We start from the raw sequence: 19,900 nt of genomic DNA, 5'->3' as shown, positions 1-19,900 counted from the left end.
GGGGCGGCGGAGCGCTATGGCCTGCCCTGCCCCTCTTCGTGTTGGATTGAGGCTCGCGGACCTCCGGGAGAGGAAGCAATGAGATGGCGGGTTTGACTCGGCCGGACGCCGGGTCCTGTCATGTGTGGTGGGCTCCGGTTCGTTCATCGGTGCCAGCGATGCTCCAGCTACTGGACGACCAGGAGCGCATTCGGATGGAGCGGCTGTCGAAGCCTGCCGACCGAGATCGCTTCAGCACGGCGCACTGCCTGCTGCGGGTCCTGGCATCGGGGTACCTACGAGAACCGGCGGATCACGTTCTGATCGTGCGAAGTTGCACGCAATGCGGTGAACCGCACGGCAAACCGCGAGTGCAGGCGCGTCATGGCCCGGATCTGGAGGTCTCGCTGTCCCATACCGCCGGCCGCGTCGTCGTCGCCGTCGGTGATGCCTCGACCGGCGTGGACATCGAGCGCGTCCGACCGCTGAAGAACCTGAACCGGATCGCCGCCGCGACGCTGTCGGCGATGGAGCACCGGCAACTGGATCGGGTACCGGCGGCCGAACAGGCCGAGGCCCTACTCGCCCATTGGACGCGCAAGGAAGCGGTCCTGAAGGCCCTGGGCTGCGGCCTGGTGGTGCCGCCCGAGACCTTGATTGTCTCCGGTCCTGGCGAGCCCCCAAGAGTCCTGGCATGGCCGGAGGGTGTAGCCAAGGCACAGATGCGGTTGCGCATGCTGTCCAGTCCGCTTGGCGCCGGCTATGTAGGGGCGGTAGCCGTCTCGAGCCCTGGCGACATCACTCTGTGGGAACGTGACGGTTCGGAGATCATGGAACAGATCTGAGGGACGAGGCCTTCGTCCGCCGACTGCACGCTCAGCGGCGGGCGACGTACAGGGCCTGAGCGGCACTCCCGATGAGGCCCTTTTCGTCCCACAGTTGGGTGTGGGTGGTGCCGGTGCCGTGGTCACTGATGTGCGTCGTGGCGTCCAGTCCGGTCCATTCACCGGTGGGTTGCCGGTGAAGGTGGAGCGTCAGATCGACGTTGGCGAAGACGAATTCGTTCCAGTCGAGCACGGAGCTGACACCGCAGGCGATGTCGGTGTTGATGAACAGGTGTTGCAGGCGAGTGGCAGGTATCCCGGCGACCAGCGGCAGCGGGGTACGGGACCAGACGAACACCGGCCCCGGCTCGAGGAAGTCTCCTCGCACGAATCGGCGCTCGGAGGCCCGGAGGTAGCCGAACGGTGGTCGGGGATGCGGCTGCGCGGGCGGTATGACGGGCACCGGCCGCTCCTCATCCTGCCGGGGGAGGTCGAGCCGAGTGGATCGCATCCACCAACCCCTCAAAGTGGCACACGTCTTGCCTGCGACAGAGAGTTCAGCGACGACGAGTTGGAGGCTGGCGCCTTGGCGGGCCGTGTGCGCCGCGATCGTGACATCCGCGATCGGAACCGGTCCCAGGAAGTCGCATGTGGCTCGGGTCAGTTGGAACCCAGGAGCGGCAACAGAGTCCTCTGCCGCCTTGATGAGCAAAGCAGCGACGGCTCCCCCGTACTGATGGGTAGGGCCTTGAGCGCAGACGGTCGGACGGAAGGAGTCGTCTCCCAGCGGACGGTAGAACGCCTCGTCATCCATCGATCTGCCCTCCGTTTGGCCTGCGGCCGCTGACTTTGGTCCGGTATGACGGATACCGGAGGGGGGTTTGGCCTCTAGCGGTCAAGGACCCCTGGATTACCACTACAGGGTCGTAGTATATATAGAACCAGAAGCACCATGTAGCTCACTTGTTCGAGCGCCGACCGGGCACCACACCCGGTCAACCCACTTGCTGCACACGGGGGTTCAGCAGGCCCTATCGGTCGTTCCCCCTGAGCACTCCCTCCAGGATCCTGTGCCGCAACCCGCACAACCACCTGTACCCGAACGGCCGGGCACGCCCGACCGCATTTCGCATGGGGGCACCGCATGACCACCGAGGCGATCCAACAGACCCAGACAGAACCCGTTCGCGAGCTGGACGACATGGCTCGATGTAGTCACCTCAAGCTGCTCGTCGCGCTTGACAACGATGTTGTGCGTTGGGGTCTGTGCTCCATGCTCGACGCTCTCCCCACCGTGCATCAGACGACCGGTTGCGGGACTCACCGCGAGGCGCTGAACCTGTTGCAGCAGTCTCCGCAGGACGTAGTGGTGGCATCCTCGGCTCTCAACGGTGATTTGGCACAGCTCAGCACACAGGTTCACGCCGCGGGCGGAAAGCTGTTGTTGCTGCTCAGCAATGCCGGCGACGAAGCGATGATCCAGGCCGCCGCACAGTACGCGGATGGGTTCCTGCTCGAGACGGGTCTCACTCCCGAGGTCTTGCAGGATGCCCTCAGCCGGCTTCTACGGGGCGAGATGCCAATGCCGACGGCCCTGGCCCGCGAGCTGCTGTCCATGGTGCGTCGCAGGGACAAGGCGCCGCGCGGGCTCTTCCTCACTCCGCGCGAGCAGGAGGCGCTTGCGCTCCTGGTGGATGGCTACAGCAACAAGCAGATCGCACGACGGCTGAACATTTCGGAGCACGGGGCAAAGCGGCACGTTGCGAACGTTCTTGCAAAGCTGAACTGCTCCAACAGGACCTTGGCGGTCGCGATGGCTCTGCGGGACGGTCTGGTGCCCCAGGTTCCGTGACCCACCCCGGGGTCTCCCCGGGCCGGCCTTCCCCAAGGGGCCGGCCCGGGGGGACCCCGAGCAGAGCTATCGTCTACCACGCTTGCGTAGTAGATTGAGGATGTGATGTCCGAACCTGCTCCCACTGGTCTCGTTCTCGGCCCTCTCGAGGTCGAGATCATGAACGTGCTGTGGAGTGCACCGGCCCCGGTCTCCGTCCGGGACGTCCTCGACGCCCTCAACGGCACCCGCGGAACCCCGCTTGCCTACACCACTGTGATGACTGTGCTCTCCCGACTGGCCGACAAGGGCGCTGCCGCGCGCACCAAGGAAGGCCGGGGCTATGCCTATACCGCCGCGGTCGCCGACGAGGCGGCATTGGCGGTCCGCGAGGTGATCCGCGGATTCGGGGCGGCCGCCGTCGCGCACTTCGTCGACGAGGCCCGCAACGCCCCAGACCTCATGGCCCGGCTGGAGCGCCTGATGCAAGAAGGCGACCGCAAGTGATCGGCGGCTCCACCCACCGTGCCCAATGGGGCGTGTGGCTACCCGCGGCAGGCCTGGCCGTGCGGTTGGCCGGGACCGCATTCTTCATGTTCGTGGCTTTCTCCTTCGTCACAACCCGAGGGGCCGGGGCGTTGAACGGCTGGAGGCGTGGTGCCGTACTGGCCGCCCTGGCGCTCGCGGCCATCGGATGGTCGGTCTCGCATCTGCTCCTCATCCGATGGGGGCGCGACACTCGCGCCCTGCACCGAACCATCGAGCGATCCACCCTGCCCGCTTCCCCGCCGCTGATCGAGGCTGCGGGCCCCCTCGGAATGCTCGACCGGGTGGTCGAGATCGACGACCCACGGACGACGGCGTTCACATACGGCGCCGGCCGGCCCCGTATCGCCGTCTCCCGGCTGTTGATCGAGGAACTCGCTCCTGAACAACTCGAAGCCGTACTGCGACACGAGGAAGCACACCTGCGGCGCCTGGACCCGCTACGCCGCAGCCTGTTGGCCGTTGCCTCGGCGACCTTTTGGTATGTTCCGCTGGTCCGCTACTGGCAGTCGGTTCAGGTGATGCGCCAGGAGCTGCGGGCCGACCGCCATGCCCTCGACGCATGCGGCTGCCGAGCCGTCGCCGGGGCGTTGCTGGCGGTTTCACGAGAGGCCGGACCGGACCCCGTGACGGCTGCCATGGCAAACCCCGCACTCCTGGGGGCCCGCATCGCGCACCTGGAGGGGCAGACCGTCCCCTCCCCTCCGCTGACCTGGAGCCTGATGCTCCGCAGTTCCCTCGGGATGGCGGCGGTCGCCATGGTCGCCGTCAGCGCGATCTACGTCCTGGGCTGCCCCTGACGCCTTCCCGCTCGCGCACGAGCCCAGACCGATCCAGGAGGAGCCCCGGCATCGCCGGGGCCCTCGTTTGTCCGGAACACTATTTACTACTACGGTAGCGTAGTAGTTTGGATGGAGCGTCGCCCTCCCGGGCCGTTCTCCGGTCCGTTCGTTCCCGACATCCCGGATGCGAGATGCCATGTCTCCTTTACAGACCAGGCCGCGCAACGCGTCAGCCCACGCCCATGACCTGCCGGCTTCTGACGGTCGGACTCGGTTGGGGACAGCCTTACGACGAGGCAAGTGGCCGGTGCTGGTGTGCTGGCTCCTGCTCGCCGTCGCCCTGGGATCCTTCGCCAACCGTCTGACGTCGGTCGAGAAGACCGACGAGATGTCCTTCCTGCCACGCAGTTCCCAATCGACGCAGGTAAGTGCGGTCCTGAGGACCGCCCCCGGCGGGGACGCCTTGGACGCGGTCCTCGTCTACCACCGCGACAGCGGACTCACCGCCACCGATCGGCAGCGGCTCGACCAGGAGCGCCGGCGGATCGTCGCGCTGCGACTGCCCGGCGCGCAGCAACCCGGTCCCGTGCACGTCGCCCCGGACGGCACGACAGCCGTGTACACCATCGCCGTCGACCGGAAAGCGGGCGACGACCAACTGAAGGACACCGTCAAGGCACTGCGCGAAAACGCCGCCGACCGCGACGGCCTCCAGGTGCGCGTGACAGGAGCAGCAGGGCTTCAGCTGGACCATGCGGAGATCTTCTCCGGCGTGGGCACCACGTTGCTGTACGCGACCGCTCTGGTCGTCGCTGTGTTGCTGCTGCTGACGTATCGCAGCCCGGTGCTCTGGTTGCTGCCGCTGTTCACCGTGGGTCTTGGACTGCGCGTCGCTCAGGCGGCCGTCTACGGCTACGGAAGCAACGGCGGCACCGTGTCGGACCTCTCCGCGGGCATTCTGACGGTGCTGGCCTTCGGCGCCGGAACGGACTACGCCCTGCTCCTGATCTCCCGCTACCGCGAGGAGTTGCGGGTGCACGCCGACCGCCATGAGGCGCTGGCTGAAGCACTGCGTCGCAGCGTGGGTGCCATCACGGCCTCGGCCGGCACGGTCGTGGCCGGCATGCTCTGTCTGCTGGCCGCCGAACTCAACTCCGACCGCGGTCTGGGTCCCGTGGCGGCCATGGGCGTCACCGTGGTCTACCTGGTGACAATGACCTTGCTGCCCGCGCTGTTGGCTCTGTTCGGCCGCTGGCTCTTCTGGCCCCTGGTCCCTCGGGTAGGAGCCGTCGCGGCGAACCGCACCGCACTGTGGGCGCGAATCGGGGCAACAGTGGCCAAGCGGCCCCGGACGGTCTGGGCAGGAACCGCCGCGGTGCTCCTGGTGATGGCGGCAGCACTGCTCGGCGCGTCCACCCAACTGAATCCGCTCAACGAGTTTCCGTCCTCGGTCGATGCGGTGACCGGCCAGAAACTGATCGCCGGCAGCTTCCCCGCAGGCGCCTCAGCGCCGACGTCGGTCGTGGTGCCTTCCGAACTGGCCGCGAGGACCATCGCCGTCGTGGAACGCACCCCGGGGGTGAACGAAGTGACCGCCACGCGGCACATCGGTCAGCGAACGGAGATCATCACCGTCCTGGGCGACGACCCGTACAGCGGGCGGGCATTGGCCACGGTCCGCACCTTGCGTTCGCGGCTGGCGGCCGAAATCGGCAGCCAGGCGTGGGTGGGCGGACCGACAGCGACCCAGGTGGACACCCGCGCAGCGGCAGCGCGTGATGACGCGGTCATCGCCCCGCTCGTCCTCGGTGTCATCCTGCTGATCCTCATGCTGCTGCTGCGCGCCGTCCTAGGACCGCTGCTGCTGGTGTTGACCGTCGTACTCAGCTTCGCCGCGGCATTCGGCACGAGTACGGCGTTCTTCGACCACGTCATGGGCTACGCCGGCATCAACCCGTCCATCCCGTTGTATGTGTTCATCTTTCTCGTGGCCCTCGGCGTCGACTACAACATCTTCTTGATGCACCGAGTGCGGGAGGAGAGCGCGCAGCACGGCACCAGAATCGGCATGCTGCGGGCGCTGGAGGGCACCGGTGGAGTGATCACCTCGGCCGGCGTGGTTCTCGCCGGTACCTTCGCGGCCCTCGCAGTCCTCCCGTTCGTCCCCCTGGCCGAAGTCGGCTTCGCCGTTGCCTTCGGCGTACTCCTGGACGCCATCGTTGTCCGCTCGCTGCTGGTGCCGGCTCTCGTTCTCGACCTCGGGGATGCTGTCTGGTGGCCGCGCCGCAGCGCAGGACGCGCCTCCTCGACGGCGACCGGAGATCCCTCTCCGCTGCCTGTCACCGACTGAACCTCACTTCTCCCCACGTCGGCCCTTTCCGGCCGTGCGGCATGGCCGATCGGGCACTACGTCCGATCGGCCTTCGTGCTTACAAAGGCCGCCCGGAGTGGACTGTGCGCCGTAGCCGCCCACGCGCGATGCTCGCTTCGCCAGGAGCCGGTCCTACCGGCCGGCCAGGGAGGAGACGACCATGGGGAACGCGGCCATCGCGCTCCAGTCGTTGGGAAAGGTCTATCCGGACGGCACACAGGCCCTGGACGATCTCAGAGTGCGGTACGTGACCTGATGTCCGGTTGATGCTTGGGGTTGGGTGAGGAGTCCTGGTCGGCGGGGCGGACTGGTACTCAGGTGCGGGGCTGAGCGAACAGGCCGGGTTCGGGTTCGGTGAGAATGCCCCGTGTGACCAGGCGTTTCAGTTTGGACCGGATGCCTTCGGTGTTCTTCGGGAGGATCGGCAGGTCGAGTGCCTCGCACAGGTCTCGAGCACGCATCGGATGGCCGGTGTCGGTGAAGACAGCGAGAATCTGCTGGTAAGCGGGGTGGTCCGGCGCCTCGGGCCGTGGCGGATCGTCGGCGGGCTCCGGTGCCGGGATGTTCAGGAGCGTCTTGCGGGTGATGCGCAGGTTCTCGGTCTCCGCGTCGAGTTCGCCGAGGCGGGCGGTGAGGTCCTCGATGGACGCGCGGAGCTGCCCGGCCTGCTTGTCGAGTTCGTTCTCGCGGGCCTCGACGTAGGCAAGGACGTTTCTGATCTGCGGGTTGTCGCTCACGCGGTCCTCCAGGAGGGCAGGGTGGCGCCGGTGAGCTTACGGGCCATGACAGAGGTCATCGCCCAGAAGACGCGAGAGCGCGAGGTGGCGAGCCGGTGCTCGTAGTCGCGGACCAGGCGCCGGTAGAACATCAGGATCCCGTTCGTCTGCTCCACGACCCACCGCTTGGCCTGCGGAATGAAGCTCTTGTCGGCCGGGTTGCGTTCAACGATCTCGACGTCGATGCCGTACTGCTCGCCGTGGTCGACGACGGCCTTCTTGAACCCCTGGTCGACCAAGGCCTTCCTCACGGTGCCCATCTGGGCGGCCACGCCGTCCAGCAGCGCGATTCCGGCGGCGTTGTCGTGTGCGGACGCTTTACAGGGCGACAGCCTCGACGACGAGTCCCAATACGTCCACGGCCAGGCATCTCTTCCGCCCCGGCACCCGTTTCGCCGCGTCCTTGCCGGTCGTGGCGGCCGGGACGCCGACGGCCACGCGGATGCTCTGCGTGTCCATGACGATGAGGCTCGGGTCGGCTAATCGCCGCTTCTTCTCCCGCAGTTGCCATCGCAGCAGATCATGAATGGTCTGATCGGTGCCATCGTCGCGCCACTTGTAGAAGTAGTACTTCACCGCACCGGCGGGCGGCAGGTCGTGGGGCAGCAGGTCCCACTGGCAGCCGCTGCGGTTCTGGTACAGGATCGCGTTGACGATCTCCCGCATCGCGTATCTGCCCTGGTGGCCACTGACCGACGGATGCGCGGCCTTCCACGCCGTGACCACGGGCTCGACCAGGGCCCACTGCTCGTCGGAGACATCACTCGAGTACGACTTGCGATCGCTCATCCCGTCACCCAAGCGAATCCCGAACGCCTGACCGGCAATAATGCTTCACCGTCACCCCATCGAGTGATCATAAGCAGGACAGAAGATCACGTACCGCACTCTCACGTTCGATATTCCGCGCGGCGAGACGTTCGGCTGTCTGGGACGGAACGGCGCCGGTAAGACCACTCTGATCAACCTGCTCACCACCTTGGAGACGCCCACCAGCGGATCCGCCCAGGTGTGCGGACACGATGTGGTGCGCGAGCGCACCTCGGTTCGCGCACGGATCGGCGCGTCCCTGCAACAGGTCGCACTCGACGAGCTGATGACCGGCCGCGAGCACCTGGCCTTCATTGGCCGGCTGGCCGGACTGAGCACCTCGGGCGCCACCGCGCGCGCTGAGGAACTCATCGACCTGTTCGGACTCGGCAGTGCCATGGACAAGGTCGTGGCCGTCTGTTCCGGCGGTACACGTCGTCGGCTGGACCTCGCTCTGGCCCTGATGCGCGACCCGGACGTGCTGTTCCTGGATGAGCCGACCACCGGCCTGGACCCGCAGAGCCGGCGTGCCCTGTGGGGCTGGGTCCGCGCCTTCGCCGTCAACGGCGGCACCGTACTGCTCACCACGCAGTACCTGGAGGAGGCCGATGTCCTGGCCGATCGGATCGCGGTCATGGACCGCGGCCGGGTCGCGGTCCTGGACACTCCTCGCCGGCTCAAAGCCCGCTACGGAGGAAAACGGGTCCAGGTGCGCCCCACCGACGGCGACGAACACCTGCGTGTCCTCGCGGAGTTCGGGCCGTCTGCGACCGCAGGACCTGACGGAGTGACCCTGGACGCGGCAGCTCCCGGTCTCCTGCTCAAGACCATCGACCGGCTCGCCTGCCTCGGAGTACCCGAGACCGCCTACAGCATCGAGGAACCGACCTTGGAGGACGTCTTCGTCCGCCTCACCGGTTCCGCGCCCGCCACCGACGGCGAAGCACAGACCGCCGCCGGGCTCGCCGCTCTCGGCAGGAGCCTGGCCACCACCAGGGGTAAGGGAAACCGGACGTGACCGACACCGATGTAGCTCCGGACACCGCGGCGTGGCGCACACCCCACGGCACCTCCCAGAGCGTGTCCCAGAATCACCTCGCGGGCGAGGTATGGATGCTGCTGCGCCGCAATATCCGCGAGGCTTTGCGCAGCCCGGTGATCGCCTTCATCTTTCCCGTGCTGTTCCCGCTCTTCGCCGAGACCCTCGTCGCCTCGTCGTACGCCCGGGTCTCGTCCCTGGAGAGCTTTCCCATCCAGCCCTACACCGCCTACATGGCCCCGGGCATGATGCTGCTGGCCGGCATGATGGGCTCCGGATACTCCGCCACCGCTCTCGTGCTGGACGTCCAGACCGGATTCCTCCAGCGGCTGCGGCTTCTGAACGTGCGCCCGTCCGCGATTCTGCTGTCCCGGATCATCTTCGACGCCCTGCGAGTACTGCCCGCCGCAGTCGTCGTGCTCCTGGTGGGTCTGGCCCTGGGAGCCCGTCTGGAATCCGGCCCGGCGTCCGTGGTGGGGCTGCTGGTGATGTGCAGCGCCTGGTCGGTGGCGTACGGCGGACTCTTCTACATCGTTGCGCTGACCACCTGGAACCCTCAGGCCCCATTGGCGATGTCCCCGCTGTTCATCCTGCTGATGTTCACCAGCACGGCGGCCATGCCCACGTCCCTGCAACCGGGCTGGCTGGCCTCCCTGGCGCACTACAACCCGTTCACCTACGTCACCGAAGGCGCGCGAGCGCTGATGACCGGACCGGTCACAGCGCATGCCCTGCTGCCCGCCGCCGCCGTACTCGTCGTCGGTATCGCGCTCACCCAAGGCTTCGTCATCCCGCTGTTCCGGCGCGCCGTCGAGCGCTGAGGAGCCCGCCACCGCCGTCCGTGGAGTTTCGAGGAGTTTCTATGGTCACCCAGGTCGAGCCGATCTCTTCTGCGACGACTTCCTCCGCCATCGAGCCCGCTGTGTTCTTCGGGTCCGTTACCGTACCCGCGACTCTGACCCGCGCCGCGCTCACTGACAAGGGCATCTTCCTGGTCGACGGCGATCTCACCGAGTGCCGCCTGACATATCGCGAATTGCATGACAGCGCTCAGCGCGTCGCCGCCGGACTGGTGGCAGACGGGGTGCGACCTGGCGACCGGGTCTGTCTGCTGTCAGGGACCGATGAACCGCTGCTGCGGACGCTGTTCGGTGTCTGGTACGCCGGGGCGATTCCGGTACTGCTACCTCTGCCACGCAGGCGAGGCGAGCTGGACGGCTTCCTTGCGGACATCGGCCGGCGCGTCGAGGCGGTGGACGCCCGGGTCCTGGGCGTCGCCGACGCCTATGCGGAGCTCTTCCGGGATCTGGCGCGGCCGGAGCGCCGCGTCGCGGCCATGAGTGATCTGGCCGCGGGTGGACCCGGATCCGCGCCGCCGCTGCCTCAGGATCCCCAGGCCACCGCACTGCTCCAGTTCACCTCGGGGACGACCAAGTCCTCGCGCGCCGTGATGCTCAGCCACCACAACGTGCTGTCCAACATGGCAGCGGTCTGGCACGGCTACGGTGTGGGGCCCGATGAGGTCGGCATGACCTGGCTGCCGCTCAACCACGACATGGGCATCATCGGACTGCTCGGCTGCGTGGCACGGGGCAACGACGTGGTGGTGCAATCGCCGGAGGACTTCGTCGCGAGCCCCCTGTCCTGGCTCAGTGCGATCTCGCGCTACCGGGTCTCGCTCATCGGCGCCCCGAACTTCGCCTACGCGCTCGCGGGGCGCCTCTTGCGGAACACCCAGCGCAAGCTCGATCTGTCCTGCCTGAAATGGGCGGTCAACGGCGCCGAGCCTATCGACGTCGAGAGCCTCACTGCCTTCACCACCGCTGCCGAACGCTACGGGATGCGGCCGACAGTGCCATGCCCCGTGTTCGGGCTGGCCGAAGCAACGCTCTGCGTGACCATGCTGCCCACCGATACCCCTCTGGCCGTGGCCTGGGTGGACCGCGACGCGCTGGAGGTCCAGGGCCGCGCAGTCCCGGTCCCGGCCGACGCACCCGGGAACCGCCGGCTGGTGGCCTGCGGTCATCCGATACCCGGCACCCGGCTGGCCATACGGGCCGAGGACGGATCCGATCTCCCCGACGGGCACGTCGGAGAGATCTACATCTCAGGCCAGTGCGTCACCTCCGGGTACTGGAACGACCCCCGGGGAACCGAGGAGATCCTGGTCGACGGATGGCTGCGTACCGGTGACCTGGGCTACATGGGCGAACAGGGCCTCGTGGTCTGCGGCCGCCGCAAGGACATGATCATTCTCAATGGCCGCAACATCTACCCCGAGGACTTCGAAGCGGAGGCCGAATCCGTGGACGGTATCCGGATGGGCAATACCGCTGCCTTCTACGACCACGCCACCGACAGGATGATCCTGGTGGCCGAGGGCCGCGTGCCGGCCGGCCAGGCCGACGCCCTCGCGCGGCGTCTGATGGATCATCTGCGCCGTCAACTGCCGGTGCCTCCGCACGAGGTGCTGATCTGTCCGGCCTCCACCGTGCCCAAGACCACCTCGGGCAAGCGACAGCGCGGACGGTGTCGGGAGCTCTACCAGGCGAACTCCCTGCCGGTGCTGGGGCGGGCCGCACGCAATGCCTCTACCGGGGCGCAGACGACGGGCTCCGGGCGATGACCGCCGCCACGGTCCGCCTGCTACCGCCCGCCCAGGCACAGGACGCATCCGTACATCCCGTACCGGATCTGTACTGCTTCCCGCATGCGGGCGGCGGTGTCCCCACGTTCCTCCCATGGAACACCGCGCTGGCCGGGCAGGTGCGGGTGCACGCGGTCGGTTATCCCGACCCGGCTCCCGGCGGCGCCCGCAGCATCACCGCGGTGGCATCCGCGATCGCCGACCGGCTGCGGCCCGGCCCTGGTGCCATCTTCCTCGGGCACAGCATGGGGAGCCTGGTCGCCTTCGAGACAGTGCGCGAGCTCCACCGACGCGGCGTGCGCGGCCCGCAAGTGCTCGTGGTCGCCGCCCACGCCGCTCCTCATCTGGCACGGCAGCGACCGCCGGTGCACACCTTGGCGTCCGGATCCTTCTGGCAGGAGGTCGGGGCGCTCGGCGGCACGCCCCCGGAGGTGCTCCGCAGCCCGGAACTCCGGCTGGCGACCGAGCCGCGACTGCGTGCGGACTTCGCCGCCTGTGAGACCTACCGGTTCACCTCAGGACCACCGCTCAGCTGCCGCGTACTGGCCTACGCCGGCGCGGATGACCCCCAGGCAGGGCCTGCTGCCATGCAGGCCTGGCAACTGCACACGCTGGGCGGCTTCTCCCTCGCCACCCGGCCGGGTGACCACTTCTTCCTGCACGACGACCCCATCGGTCTCGTTCAGGATGTCCTGGCGCACGCCGAGACACCGCCTTGGGACCGGCGGTGACGCGGGCTCCGCGGGCCGTCACGGCACCGAACGCCGCCATTCTGGGCGTGGGCGCCTACCGTCCGGCCCGAGTGCTGGACAACGACGAACTGTGCCAGGTGCTGGATGCCGCAGGCCGGGCGGTCGTTCTGCGCTCAGGGATCCGCAGTCGTCGGAGGGCGGCTCCCAGCGAATCACTCGCAGCCATGGCGCATGCCGCGTCGGCCAAGGCGCTGGCCTCCGCAGGTTTCCGACCGGGCGAAGTGGATCACATCATCGTCACCACGATGAGCCGGCCCGGTGGCCATCCACCGGTGTCCAGCGAACTGGCCCAGCGGCTGCCGACCAGACGAGCGACCATCTCCGACATCTCCGCCGTCTGCGCGGGCTTCACCTCGGCGTTGGCGCTGGCCCGCAATGCCGTCGTCACCGAGCAGGCACGGTGCGTCCTGGTGGTCGGCACCGAGCGGATGCTGGACATCGTCGACCCACGCGACCGCAGCACTGCGGCACTGTTCGGCGACGGCGCCGGCGCCATGGTCGTGGGGCCGTCCCGCCAGCTGGGCATAGGCCCAGTCAGCTGGCGCCCCGAGGAGTCCGAGCGCGGTCTGGCCAGCCGCGGCGAAGCGTGGGTGAGTCTGCGGTCACAGGCCACCAACAGCTGGCCCTACCTGCGGATGGACGGAACCCAGGTGTTTCGCTGGGCGATGTCGGAACTCCCGCAGATCGCCCAGACCGCTCTTGACCTGGCCGAGGTGAAGGCCTCGGAATTGGATGCCTTCATCCCCCACCAGGCCAACCAAAGGATCGTGGACGGCATCGCCCGGGCTCTGAACCTCCCGCGCCGAGTGGCCATCGCCCGGGATCTGGTCGAAATGGGTGACACATCGGCGGCCTCCATACCCATGGCCATGGAGGAGTTGCTGGCCAGTGGAAAGGCTCCTGCGGGAGGCCTGGCTCTGCTTCTGGGATTCGGGGCCGGGCTGGCACACGCAGCCCAGGTGGTGCGGCTGCCCTGAGCTGGTGGTTCAGCGCGTGGTGGAGGGCAGGTCCGCTGCGGGACCTGCCCTCCACCTCGTGCTGAACAGCCTGTTCCTGTTACGAAAAGCCCGGCGCGGGCCCTCTGCGAGGCCAGCCACTCGTCACCGACTTCCCAGGATCACCGATCAGGGCACATAGGCGCGCCCTCGCACGAAGGTGCTCATCAACGGCGTCCAGGTGTTGGGGCGAACCGTGTCGAGGATGCTGATGGCGAAGCCGGCCGCACCAATGGCCGTGACGGTATCGCGGTTGAGGCGGCAGCCGGCTGCCATATGGCGCACCAGAGGAGTAACTGCGCTCTGGGCACCGGCCACCCAGGGATTCCGGGAGCGCACATGTTCCAGAAAGACCAGCGTGCCGTCCAGGGTGAGGACGCGGCGGATCTCGGAGAGCGCTCGGGCCTGGTCCTTCACGCTGCACAAGGTCAGTATCGCCACCACGGCGTCGAAACTGGCATCAGGGAAAGGCAGATCATCAGCGGTGGCGTCCACAACTGTAACGGGGACTCGCGACCGGGAGACATTACTCTGCAGACGCGCGCGCAGTGCCCGGGAGGGTTCCGCGGCGACTACGTGAGTGGCCCATTGGTAGTGGGCCAGATTCTCCCCGCTTCCCGCACTCAATTCCAGAACGCGCCCGAACAGCGGGCTCACCAAGTCCGATCGGGCATGGCCGGCGCATCTGCGTTCCACGGCATAGCCGCACCGTTCGAACAACCCGGTGAACCGACCGCTGGTTCTTGTTTCGCCGTCGACGGGCACCGGCATGGCGTCCACCTCCGCGTTCGCATCCTGCCCCCGGCCGGGAAGCCGACGGCTACTGCCCGTTCACTTCCCGATACCGCTTGGAGCGATACCTCAGGACCCGCAGTCCGTGGGACGGTCCGCGGGTCCTGGGCGTCAAGGATGTCAGATACGAGGCGTCAGCGACTGGAGTTCGTAGGTCACGCGCACCCTGTAGTTGACCTTCGATCCGTCAGGGAGCTTTGAGCTGGTGTCTTGCTTACGGATCATTTTCAGATAGGTGCCGGTATGTGTCTCAAACCAGACGTCGGCCACCGCGGTGCCGTTCAACTCGCCCTGGACGGAGCTGTCCAGCTCGACGTGGTAGGCCTGGACCGGCTTGCCGCCCACCATGACGGTCTCTGTGTTCTTGAACAGAATGTCGATGCGGGAAGAGTCCATGCCCGACGCATAGCAGATGGTGGACTGGCGCCCACCAGGGCCGACGGCCTTGCCACCTACCTGGACCATGCCGGGATTGCACACGTGCGTCATCGCTCGGTGCACCGATCCGAAGGTGATCTCGGAGATATGCGCCATGCACAGGAATTCACCGGGCGCACTGCACTGGCGGTGTCCGTCGGTGTACTCCTTGCCCGTCTGGAAGTAGAGCTCCCAGCCACACCCGCTGGAGCGCAGCACCGTGGCCGGACTGACCGCGGGAAATGGACGGACGTACTTCTGCCCGTTGTACTCGACCCAGTCCTGCCCCTGGGTGGCGTAGGTGTACACCCCCGGAGCGGGTGCTGTGAAGCCGGCCAGCGCGGCATTGGGAGCGACGGGCATCTTGGTCGGCAGGTGGAGGTCCTCCCGCAGCGCCGTCGGATGCTGCCGGTATTGCTCCACGGCCTGGTCGATGCTGATCGCGGTGAGTTTGGGGGAGAACAGCGTCTGCGGGGCCTTGGAGGCATAGATGAATGCGCCGGCGGCGAGCAGGACCAGGACGACGGGCAGGATGTTGAGGAGGCGGACACGGCGGCTGCGCCGGAGCCTGGCAGGACGGAGCATCGGAATTCCTTCCGTGGTGGGTGCCGCCCGCTGCGCTCCCAGCGGGCGGGCGGCGGTCAGGACAGCAGCGGAAGGACGTCCTTGGACAGCCATTCCAGGGTGTCGACGATCTCCTGGGGCCTCAGATTGAGGTCGAGGACCATCATCGAAATGCCGTTCTCGCGATAGGCGTCGAAGGTCTCCGCGAGGTCGGCGGGAGTGCCGCTGAGGTTGTTCCGGTCCGACATGAAGTTCATGACGGGGAATGGCGGAATCAGCCCTCGCCGGGCGGAGAGCATGATGGTGCCCGGGTCCCGTCCGGCCTCTTCCGCATGGCGGTGGATCAGGTCACGAGCCGGGGGAATCTCCTCCGGGTAGACCTCATGGCCGAGCCAGCCGTCCCCCAGCCGGCCGACACGCCGCAGGGCCGGGTCGGAGTTACCACCGACGTGGATGGGCGGCCCGCCGGGACGATACGGCCGGCTGGTCAGCCACATGTCGTCAACGGTGCTGAAGCGGCCGTGGAAGGACACCGGGTCGGCAGCGGACCACAGGGTCCTCATCACGGCAATGGCCTCGTCGGTACGAGCTCCGCGCTCGCGGCGCGGGATGCCGACTGCGGCGAACTCCTCGTCCATCCACCCGATACCCGCACCCAGGTCGATCCGCCCCTCCGACAGTTGGTCCAGCGCCGCGAGTTCCCCGGCGAGGATGACGGGATTCCGATAGGGCAGGGCAAGGACGTGGGTGCCGATGCGGATGCGCTCGGTCGCGCCTGCGACCACTCCCATGACGGCGATCGGGTCGAGCCAGGCGACACCCCAGTTGTAAGCGTCGGATGTGGTGGCTCGCGGGTAGAGACAGGTGGAATGGCGCTCGGCGGGCAGGGCGACGTGACTGCTGATCCACAGTGAGTGGAAGCCGAGTCGGTCAGCTGCCTCCGCTACCTGGAGCACGTACTTGCGCCGGCCCGCCGGACCCACTGTGGGCAGTGAGATCCCGATATCCATGGACTCCTCCGTAAGAGACAGAGCTGCCACCATGGGTGAGGCGCCGTCACGTGAGCCAGCCTCAGCGGAGCAGCACCAACGCAGCCTCCGATCCGGCCCGCCCCAAGGTGACCGTTCGGGGCCTCTGGTCGGGTCTTTCACCCGGGCCGGTGTGCCGGTTCGCTTACGGGGACGATTACCACCCGCGAGTTCTCCGGAGGCTGCATGTACGACGTCATCGTGGTCGGAGCCCGCTGTGCCGGCTCCCCCACCGCCATGCTGCTCGCCCGGAAGGGGCACCGGGTACTGGTGCTGGACCGGGCCGAGTTCCCTTCAGACACCATGTCCACCCACTTCATGCACCAGAGCGGACTGGCCCGGCTGCGGTCATGGGGTCTGCTCGACCGACTGGCCGCGACCGGCTGCCCGCCCATCACCGAGGCGGTCTGGTGGTACGGCGACCTGCCGATCCGCGGCAGCGCGCCGGCCTACGACGGTGTCGCGGAGGCTTATGCCCCGCGGCGCATCGTGCTGGACGCCATGCTGGTGGACGCCGCCCGCGAGGCCGGGGCGGAGATCCGCGAGGGCTTCACCGTCCGCGAACTGATCATCGAGGACGGCACCGTGGTGGGTGTTCGCGGCCGCAGTCACGGAGGACAGGAAGAGGAGCTTCGGGCGCGTGCCGTCGTCGGAGCGGACGGGCACCGGTCCCTGGTCGCCCGGACGATGAACGCCGAGGTCTACAAGGAGCGCCCGTCGATCACGGTGGCCTACTACACGTACTGGACCGGGCTCAAGCGCGGTTACGAGGTCTACCTGGGCAATGAACAGCAGGTCGCGGTCATGCCCACGCACGGCGACGCCTGCCTGATCGTCTGCGCACTGCCGAACGCGGAGTTCGGCCGCTACCGCGCCGACGTGGAGGGCACCTACCACCAGATCATCGAGGACACCTGCCCTGAACTGGGCAAGGAGATGCGCGAGCACGGACAGCAGATGGAGAAGTTCACCGGTACCAAGGACCTGCCGAACTTCTACCGCCGCCCGTACGGCACCGGTTGGGCGCTGGCCGGGGACGCCGGGTTCCACAAGGATCCGGTCACCGGACAGGGAATCGCCGACGCCTTCCGGGACGCCGACGTGCTGTCAACCGCGCTGCACCGGGTACTGACCGGCACCGGGGAGTGGGATCAGGAGATGGCCAACTACGAGGAGACCCGTAACCAGGCCACCGCCGCGCTCTACGAGTTCACCTGCCTGGCCGCGACTCTGCAGTTCAGCGACCGGATGCGTCAGGCCTTCACCGTCCTGTCGTACGACCAGGCCGAGGCGAACGCCTTCCTGGGCCTGGTCGCCGGCACCACCTCGGTCATCGAGTTCTTCTCCGACGAGCACATGGGCGGGTTGGTGGAACGCTCCAAGGACGTCGGCGACCGGGAGCGCACTCTGACACGCCAGGCTGCCGCGACTGGCTGAGCGATGAGCAGCTCGGCCTCATCACCCCGCCTCCTTGGAAGGGAGACCCCGTGCTCGAGACGATGCCACGGACCGCCGAAACACCGGTCCTGGAGGATTTCCATCCCTACTCCGATCAGTTCCGCCAGGACCCGTATCCGCACTACCGGCGAATCCTGTCCATGGGAGGCCCGGTGTACTGGGACTACATGGAGGCCCATGTCGTGGCCCGGCACGCTGATGCCACCGCGGTGCTGGCCGATCCCCGTCTGACGGTCGAACCGCCGCCGGCGGTGGCCGCGCTCCTGGCTTCGGTGGTGCCGGCCGCTCTGTTGCCGATGCAACGCACCATGTTGTTCGCCGACCCGCCGGACCACACCCGGCTACGGGCGCTGGTACGTCACGCGTTCACCCCTGTGGCACTGGACGCTGCTATGGCTCGTGGCCGGGAGGTGGCCTGTGCGGTGCTGGACGACCTGGAGCCGGGCCGCCAGTTCGATGTGGTCGACGATCTCGCCTACCCCGTCGCGCTGCGCATCATCGGCGAGACCATGGGGGTTCCGGCAGCGGATCTGGAGATGCTCAAGCCATGGTCCCAGGCGATGGTTCCGGCGGCCGACATCCCTTCAAGGCCCGGAGCGGTGGAGGGAGCCACCGAGGCATATCTGGGATTCGACCACTACTTCGGCGCTCTGTCGGAACGACTCCGGGTCTCCGGCGGCCAGGGGCTCCTCATGCCCCTTCTGGCCGCCGAGGCCGAGGGCGTGATCACCCAGGCCGAACTCCACGCAATGGCTGCCCTGATCTTCGTCTCGGGGCACGACACCCTGGTCGGCCTCATCGCCAATGCCCTCAACACCCTGCTCGCGCATCCCGATCAGTTCGACCTGCTGCGTTCCACGCCAGAACTGGCGGGGCAGGCCGCCAACGAGGTGCTGCGCTTCGAGAGCCCATTGCAGCTGGCCACCGCCGGCGGCGGTCGGTGGGCCGCCGCACCCATCGAGATCGCGGGACGGCTCATCCCGGAACACAGTCGCGTACTGACCTTGGTGGCAGCGGCCAACCGGGACCCGCACGTCTATCAGGACCCCGATCACTTCGACATCACCCGGCCGGGAATCCGGCACCTGGCACTGGGGCACGGCCTGCACTACTGCGTCGGGGCTGCCCTGGTGAAGGCCCAAGGACGCATGGTCCTGGAGGAACTGGCGCGCCGTCAGCTGCAATTCGAGCCGGTCAGCGACCGGCAGGAGTGGCTGCCGGTCTTCATCCAACGCCGCCTGATCCGCCTGGACCTGCGGGTGACCGGCCGCTGAGGGGCGGGAACGGTTGCCACCCTCCACTCTTCCTACTACGGTTGCGTAGTAGGAAGAGTGGAGGCTTTTATGCACGACGTAATCATCATCGGCGGCGGTCCCGCTGGACTCAGTGCCGCGCTGACCCTGGGGCGCTCCCGTCGCACCGCCCTGGTGTGCGACGCCGGCGCCGGACGGAACCGGAGCGCCCCGAACAGCCACGGGTTCCTCACGCGCGACGGCATGCCCCCCGATGAGCTGCGCACCGCAGGACGCAAGGAACTCGCCGGATACGACGGTGTCGAGCTGCGCGACAGCATGGTCCTGGCAGCCGAGGGCACAGCCGGCGCGTTCACCGTCGGTTTTCAGGACGGCAGCGAGGCCCAAGGGCGTCGGCTACTGCTCGCCACCGGAATGATCGACCGATTGCCCGATGTGCCGGGCCTGGCCGAAATCTGGGGGGTGAGCGCGTTCAACTGCACGTACTGCGACGGATACGAGGCGGGCGGGCGGCGCGTCGCCGTCCTGGGCGGCGACAGCGGTGCGTTGCGCCTCGCCGTGCAGATGTTCCGGCTGTGCGAGGACCTCGTTCTGTGTACCGGTGGAGCTCCCATCGAGGACGAAGAACTACTGCGCCTGATGGTCTCCCAGGGCATGGGTCTGCACGAGGAACCGATCGACCGGCTGGACGAGCGTGGAGGCCGCCTGCGCGCGGTGGTCTTCGACGACGGCGACACCCTGGAATGCGACGCGCTGTTCCTGCGGCCGTTCACCCGCCAGGGCAGCAGGTTGCCCGAGATGCTGGGCTGCACGTTCTTCGAGGACGGCAGCGTGGTGGTCAATGACTTTCAGCAGACATCCGTGCAGGGGGTGTTCGCTGCCGGGGATCTGGCCCGCCGCGAGGGGTTGCCGTTCGCGGCCACGCAGATCGTCCACGCGGCGTCCGCCGGCGCTTTGAGCGCGGTGGTCATGGATCAGGAGTTCCTTGGGGCGGAGATGCAGCACCTCAAGGAAGCCGCCATCGCGCGACGCTGAT

Annotated in this window: 18 protein-coding genes and 1 pseudogene; 13 read left to right on the top strand and 6 right to left on the bottom strand. The window is 67.7% G+C overall.

Annotated elements, in window-relative coordinates; all coding sequences use genetic code 11:
• Positions 1 to 158 precede the first annotated feature (158 nt).
• The gene (locus C8250_RS34845) at positions 159 to 824 is read left to right on the top strand and encodes a 4'-phosphopantetheinyl transferase superfamily protein (protein ID WP_187145104.1); all 666 of its coding nucleotides are present in this window, start codon (positions 159 to 161) and stop codon (positions 822 to 824) included.
• A 31-nt stretch (positions 825 to 855) separates the two neighbouring features.
• On the opposite strand, the gene C8250_RS44965 is transcribed toward C8250_RS34845, so the two are convergent.
• The gene (locus C8250_RS44965) at positions 856 to 1,266 is read right to left on the bottom strand and encodes a hypothetical protein (protein WP_331284116.1); all 411 of its coding nucleotides are present in this window, start codon (positions 1,264 to 1,266) and stop codon (positions 856 to 858) included.
• 681 nt (positions 1,267 to 1,947) lie between these two features.
• On the opposite strand from C8250_RS44965, the gene C8250_RS34835 reads away from it, so the two are divergent.
• The 4 genes from C8250_RS34835 to C8250_RS34820 all read left to right on the top strand — a co-directional run bounded on the left by C8250_RS34835 (position 1,948) and on the right by C8250_RS34820 (position 6,312).
• Complete coding sequence (locus tag C8250_RS34835) at positions 1,948 to 2,655, top strand: response regulator transcription factor (protein WP_138359301.1); 708 nt, start codon at positions 1,948 to 1,950, stop codon at positions 2,653 to 2,655.
• Between the two features lie 105 nt (positions 2,656 to 2,760).
• Positions 2,761 to 3,141, top strand: coding sequence for a BlaI/MecI/CopY family transcriptional regulator (locus C8250_RS34830; RefSeq protein ID WP_138359303.1), 381 nt, complete (start codon positions 2,761 to 2,763; stop codon positions 3,139 to 3,141).
• A gap of 131 nt (positions 3,142 to 3,272) precedes the next feature.
• A complete protein-coding gene (locus C8250_RS34825) occupies positions 3,273 to 3,980 on the top strand; it encodes a M56 family metallopeptidase (RefSeq protein WP_187145103.1) in 708 nt (235 codons plus the stop codon).
• A gap of 256 nt (positions 3,981 to 4,236) precedes the next feature.
• A complete protein-coding gene (locus tag C8250_RS34820; protein WP_187145102.1) occupies positions 4,237 to 6,312 on the top strand; it encodes an MMPL family transporter in 2,076 nt (691 codons plus the stop codon).
• A gap of 335 nt (positions 6,313 to 6,647) precedes the next feature.
• Here the strand turns inward: C8250_RS34820 and C8250_RS34815 are convergent, their stop codons facing one another.
• Together C8250_RS34815 and C8250_RS34810 are read right to left on the bottom strand one after the other, a co-directional pair.
• Entirely contained in the window at positions 6,648 to 7,070 is a 423-nt protein-coding gene (locus tag C8250_RS34815) for a hypothetical protein (protein WP_138359659.1), read from the bottom strand.
• Positions 7,067 to 7,898 (bottom strand): annotated as a pseudogene (locus tag C8250_RS34810) (IS5 family transposase). Before C8250_RS34810 ends, C8250_RS34815 begins: the two are co-directional and overlap by 4 nt.
• Positions 7,899 to 7,983: 85 nt before the next feature.
• Here C8250_RS34810 and C8250_RS34805 point away from each other — a divergent pair.
• The 5 genes from C8250_RS34805 to C8250_RS34785 are packed head-to-tail and all read left to right on the top strand — an operon-like array spanning position 7,984 to position 13,334.
• A complete protein-coding gene (locus C8250_RS34805; protein ID WP_138357738.1) occupies positions 7,984 to 8,937 on the top strand; it encodes an ATP-binding cassette domain-containing protein in 954 nt (317 codons plus the stop codon).
• On the top strand, positions 8,934 to 9,779 hold the full coding sequence (locus tag C8250_RS34800; protein WP_138357737.1) for an ABC transporter permease: 846 nt from the start codon (positions 8,934 to 8,936) through the stop codon (positions 9,777 to 9,779). Before C8250_RS34805 ends, C8250_RS34800 begins: the two co-directional genes overlap by 4 nt.
• 41 nt (positions 9,780 to 9,820) lie before the next feature.
• Entirely contained in the window at positions 9,821 to 11,584 is a 1,764-nt protein-coding gene (locus C8250_RS34795) for an AMP-binding protein (protein ID WP_138357736.1), read from the top strand.
• Complete coding sequence (locus C8250_RS34790) at positions 11,581 to 12,336, top strand: thioesterase domain-containing protein (RefSeq protein WP_138357735.1); 756 nt, start codon at positions 11,581 to 11,583, stop codon at positions 12,334 to 12,336. The genes C8250_RS34795 and C8250_RS34790 overlap by 4 nt, the downstream gene beginning before the upstream one ends.
• Positions 12,333 to 13,334: a beta-ketoacyl-ACP synthase 3 gene (locus C8250_RS34785; protein WP_138357734.1), complete on the top strand. Its 1,002-nt coding sequence runs from the start codon at positions 12,333 to 12,335 to the stop codon at positions 13,332 to 13,334. Before C8250_RS34790 ends, C8250_RS34785 begins: the two co-directional genes overlap by 4 nt.
• Positions 13,335 to 13,481: 147 nt before the next feature.
• On the opposite strand, the gene C8250_RS34780 is transcribed toward C8250_RS34785, so the two are convergent.
• From C8250_RS34780 to C8250_RS34770, 3 genes are all read right to left on the bottom strand, one after another.
• Complete coding sequence (locus C8250_RS34780) at positions 13,482 to 14,123, bottom strand: class I SAM-dependent methyltransferase (protein ID WP_138357733.1); 642 nt, start codon at positions 14,121 to 14,123, stop codon at positions 13,482 to 13,484.
• 141 nt (positions 14,124 to 14,264) lie between these two features.
• A complete protein-coding gene (locus C8250_RS34775; RefSeq protein ID WP_138357732.1) occupies positions 14,265 to 15,146 on the bottom strand; it encodes a hypothetical protein in 882 nt (293 codons plus the stop codon).
• Positions 15,147 to 15,202: 56 nt separating this feature from the next.
• Positions 15,203 to 16,135 (bottom strand): TIGR03619 family F420-dependent LLM class oxidoreductase, encoded by a 933-nt coding sequence (locus C8250_RS34770; RefSeq protein WP_187145101.1) that lies wholly within the window; start codon positions 16,133 to 16,135, stop codon positions 15,203 to 15,205.
• 204 nt (positions 16,136 to 16,339) lie between these two features.
• Here C8250_RS34770 and C8250_RS34765 point away from each other — a divergent pair, with 204 nt between their 5' ends.
• The 3 genes from C8250_RS34765 (at position 16,340) to C8250_RS34755 (ending at position 19,899) form a co-directional block, all read left to right on the top strand.
• The gene (locus C8250_RS34765; protein WP_138357730.1) at positions 16,340 to 17,590 is read left to right on the top strand and encodes an NAD(P)/FAD-dependent oxidoreductase; all 1,251 of its coding nucleotides are present in this window, start codon (positions 16,340 to 16,342) and stop codon (positions 17,588 to 17,590) included.
• A 50-nt stretch (positions 17,591 to 17,640) separates the two neighbouring features.
• On the top strand, positions 17,641 to 18,885 hold the full coding sequence (locus C8250_RS34760) for a cytochrome P450 (protein ID WP_138357729.1): 1,245 nt from the start codon (positions 17,641 to 17,643) through the stop codon (positions 18,883 to 18,885).
• A 69-nt stretch (positions 18,886 to 18,954) separates the two neighbouring features.
• On the top strand, positions 18,955 to 19,899 hold the full coding sequence (locus C8250_RS34755) for an NAD(P)/FAD-dependent oxidoreductase (RefSeq protein WP_138357728.1): 945 nt from the start codon (positions 18,955 to 18,957) through the stop codon (positions 19,897 to 19,899).
• The last annotated feature ends 1 nt before the right edge of the window (position 19,900 follow it).

The organism is Streptomyces sp. So13.3 (genome assembly GCF_005860785.2).
Taxonomy (GTDB): Bacteria; Actinomycetota; Actinomycetes; order Streptomycetales; family Streptomycetaceae; genus Actinacidiphila; species Actinacidiphila fildesensis.
The sequence above is the reverse complement of the archived record's forward strand: the minus strand, read 5'-3'. Positions and strand labels throughout refer to the sequence as shown.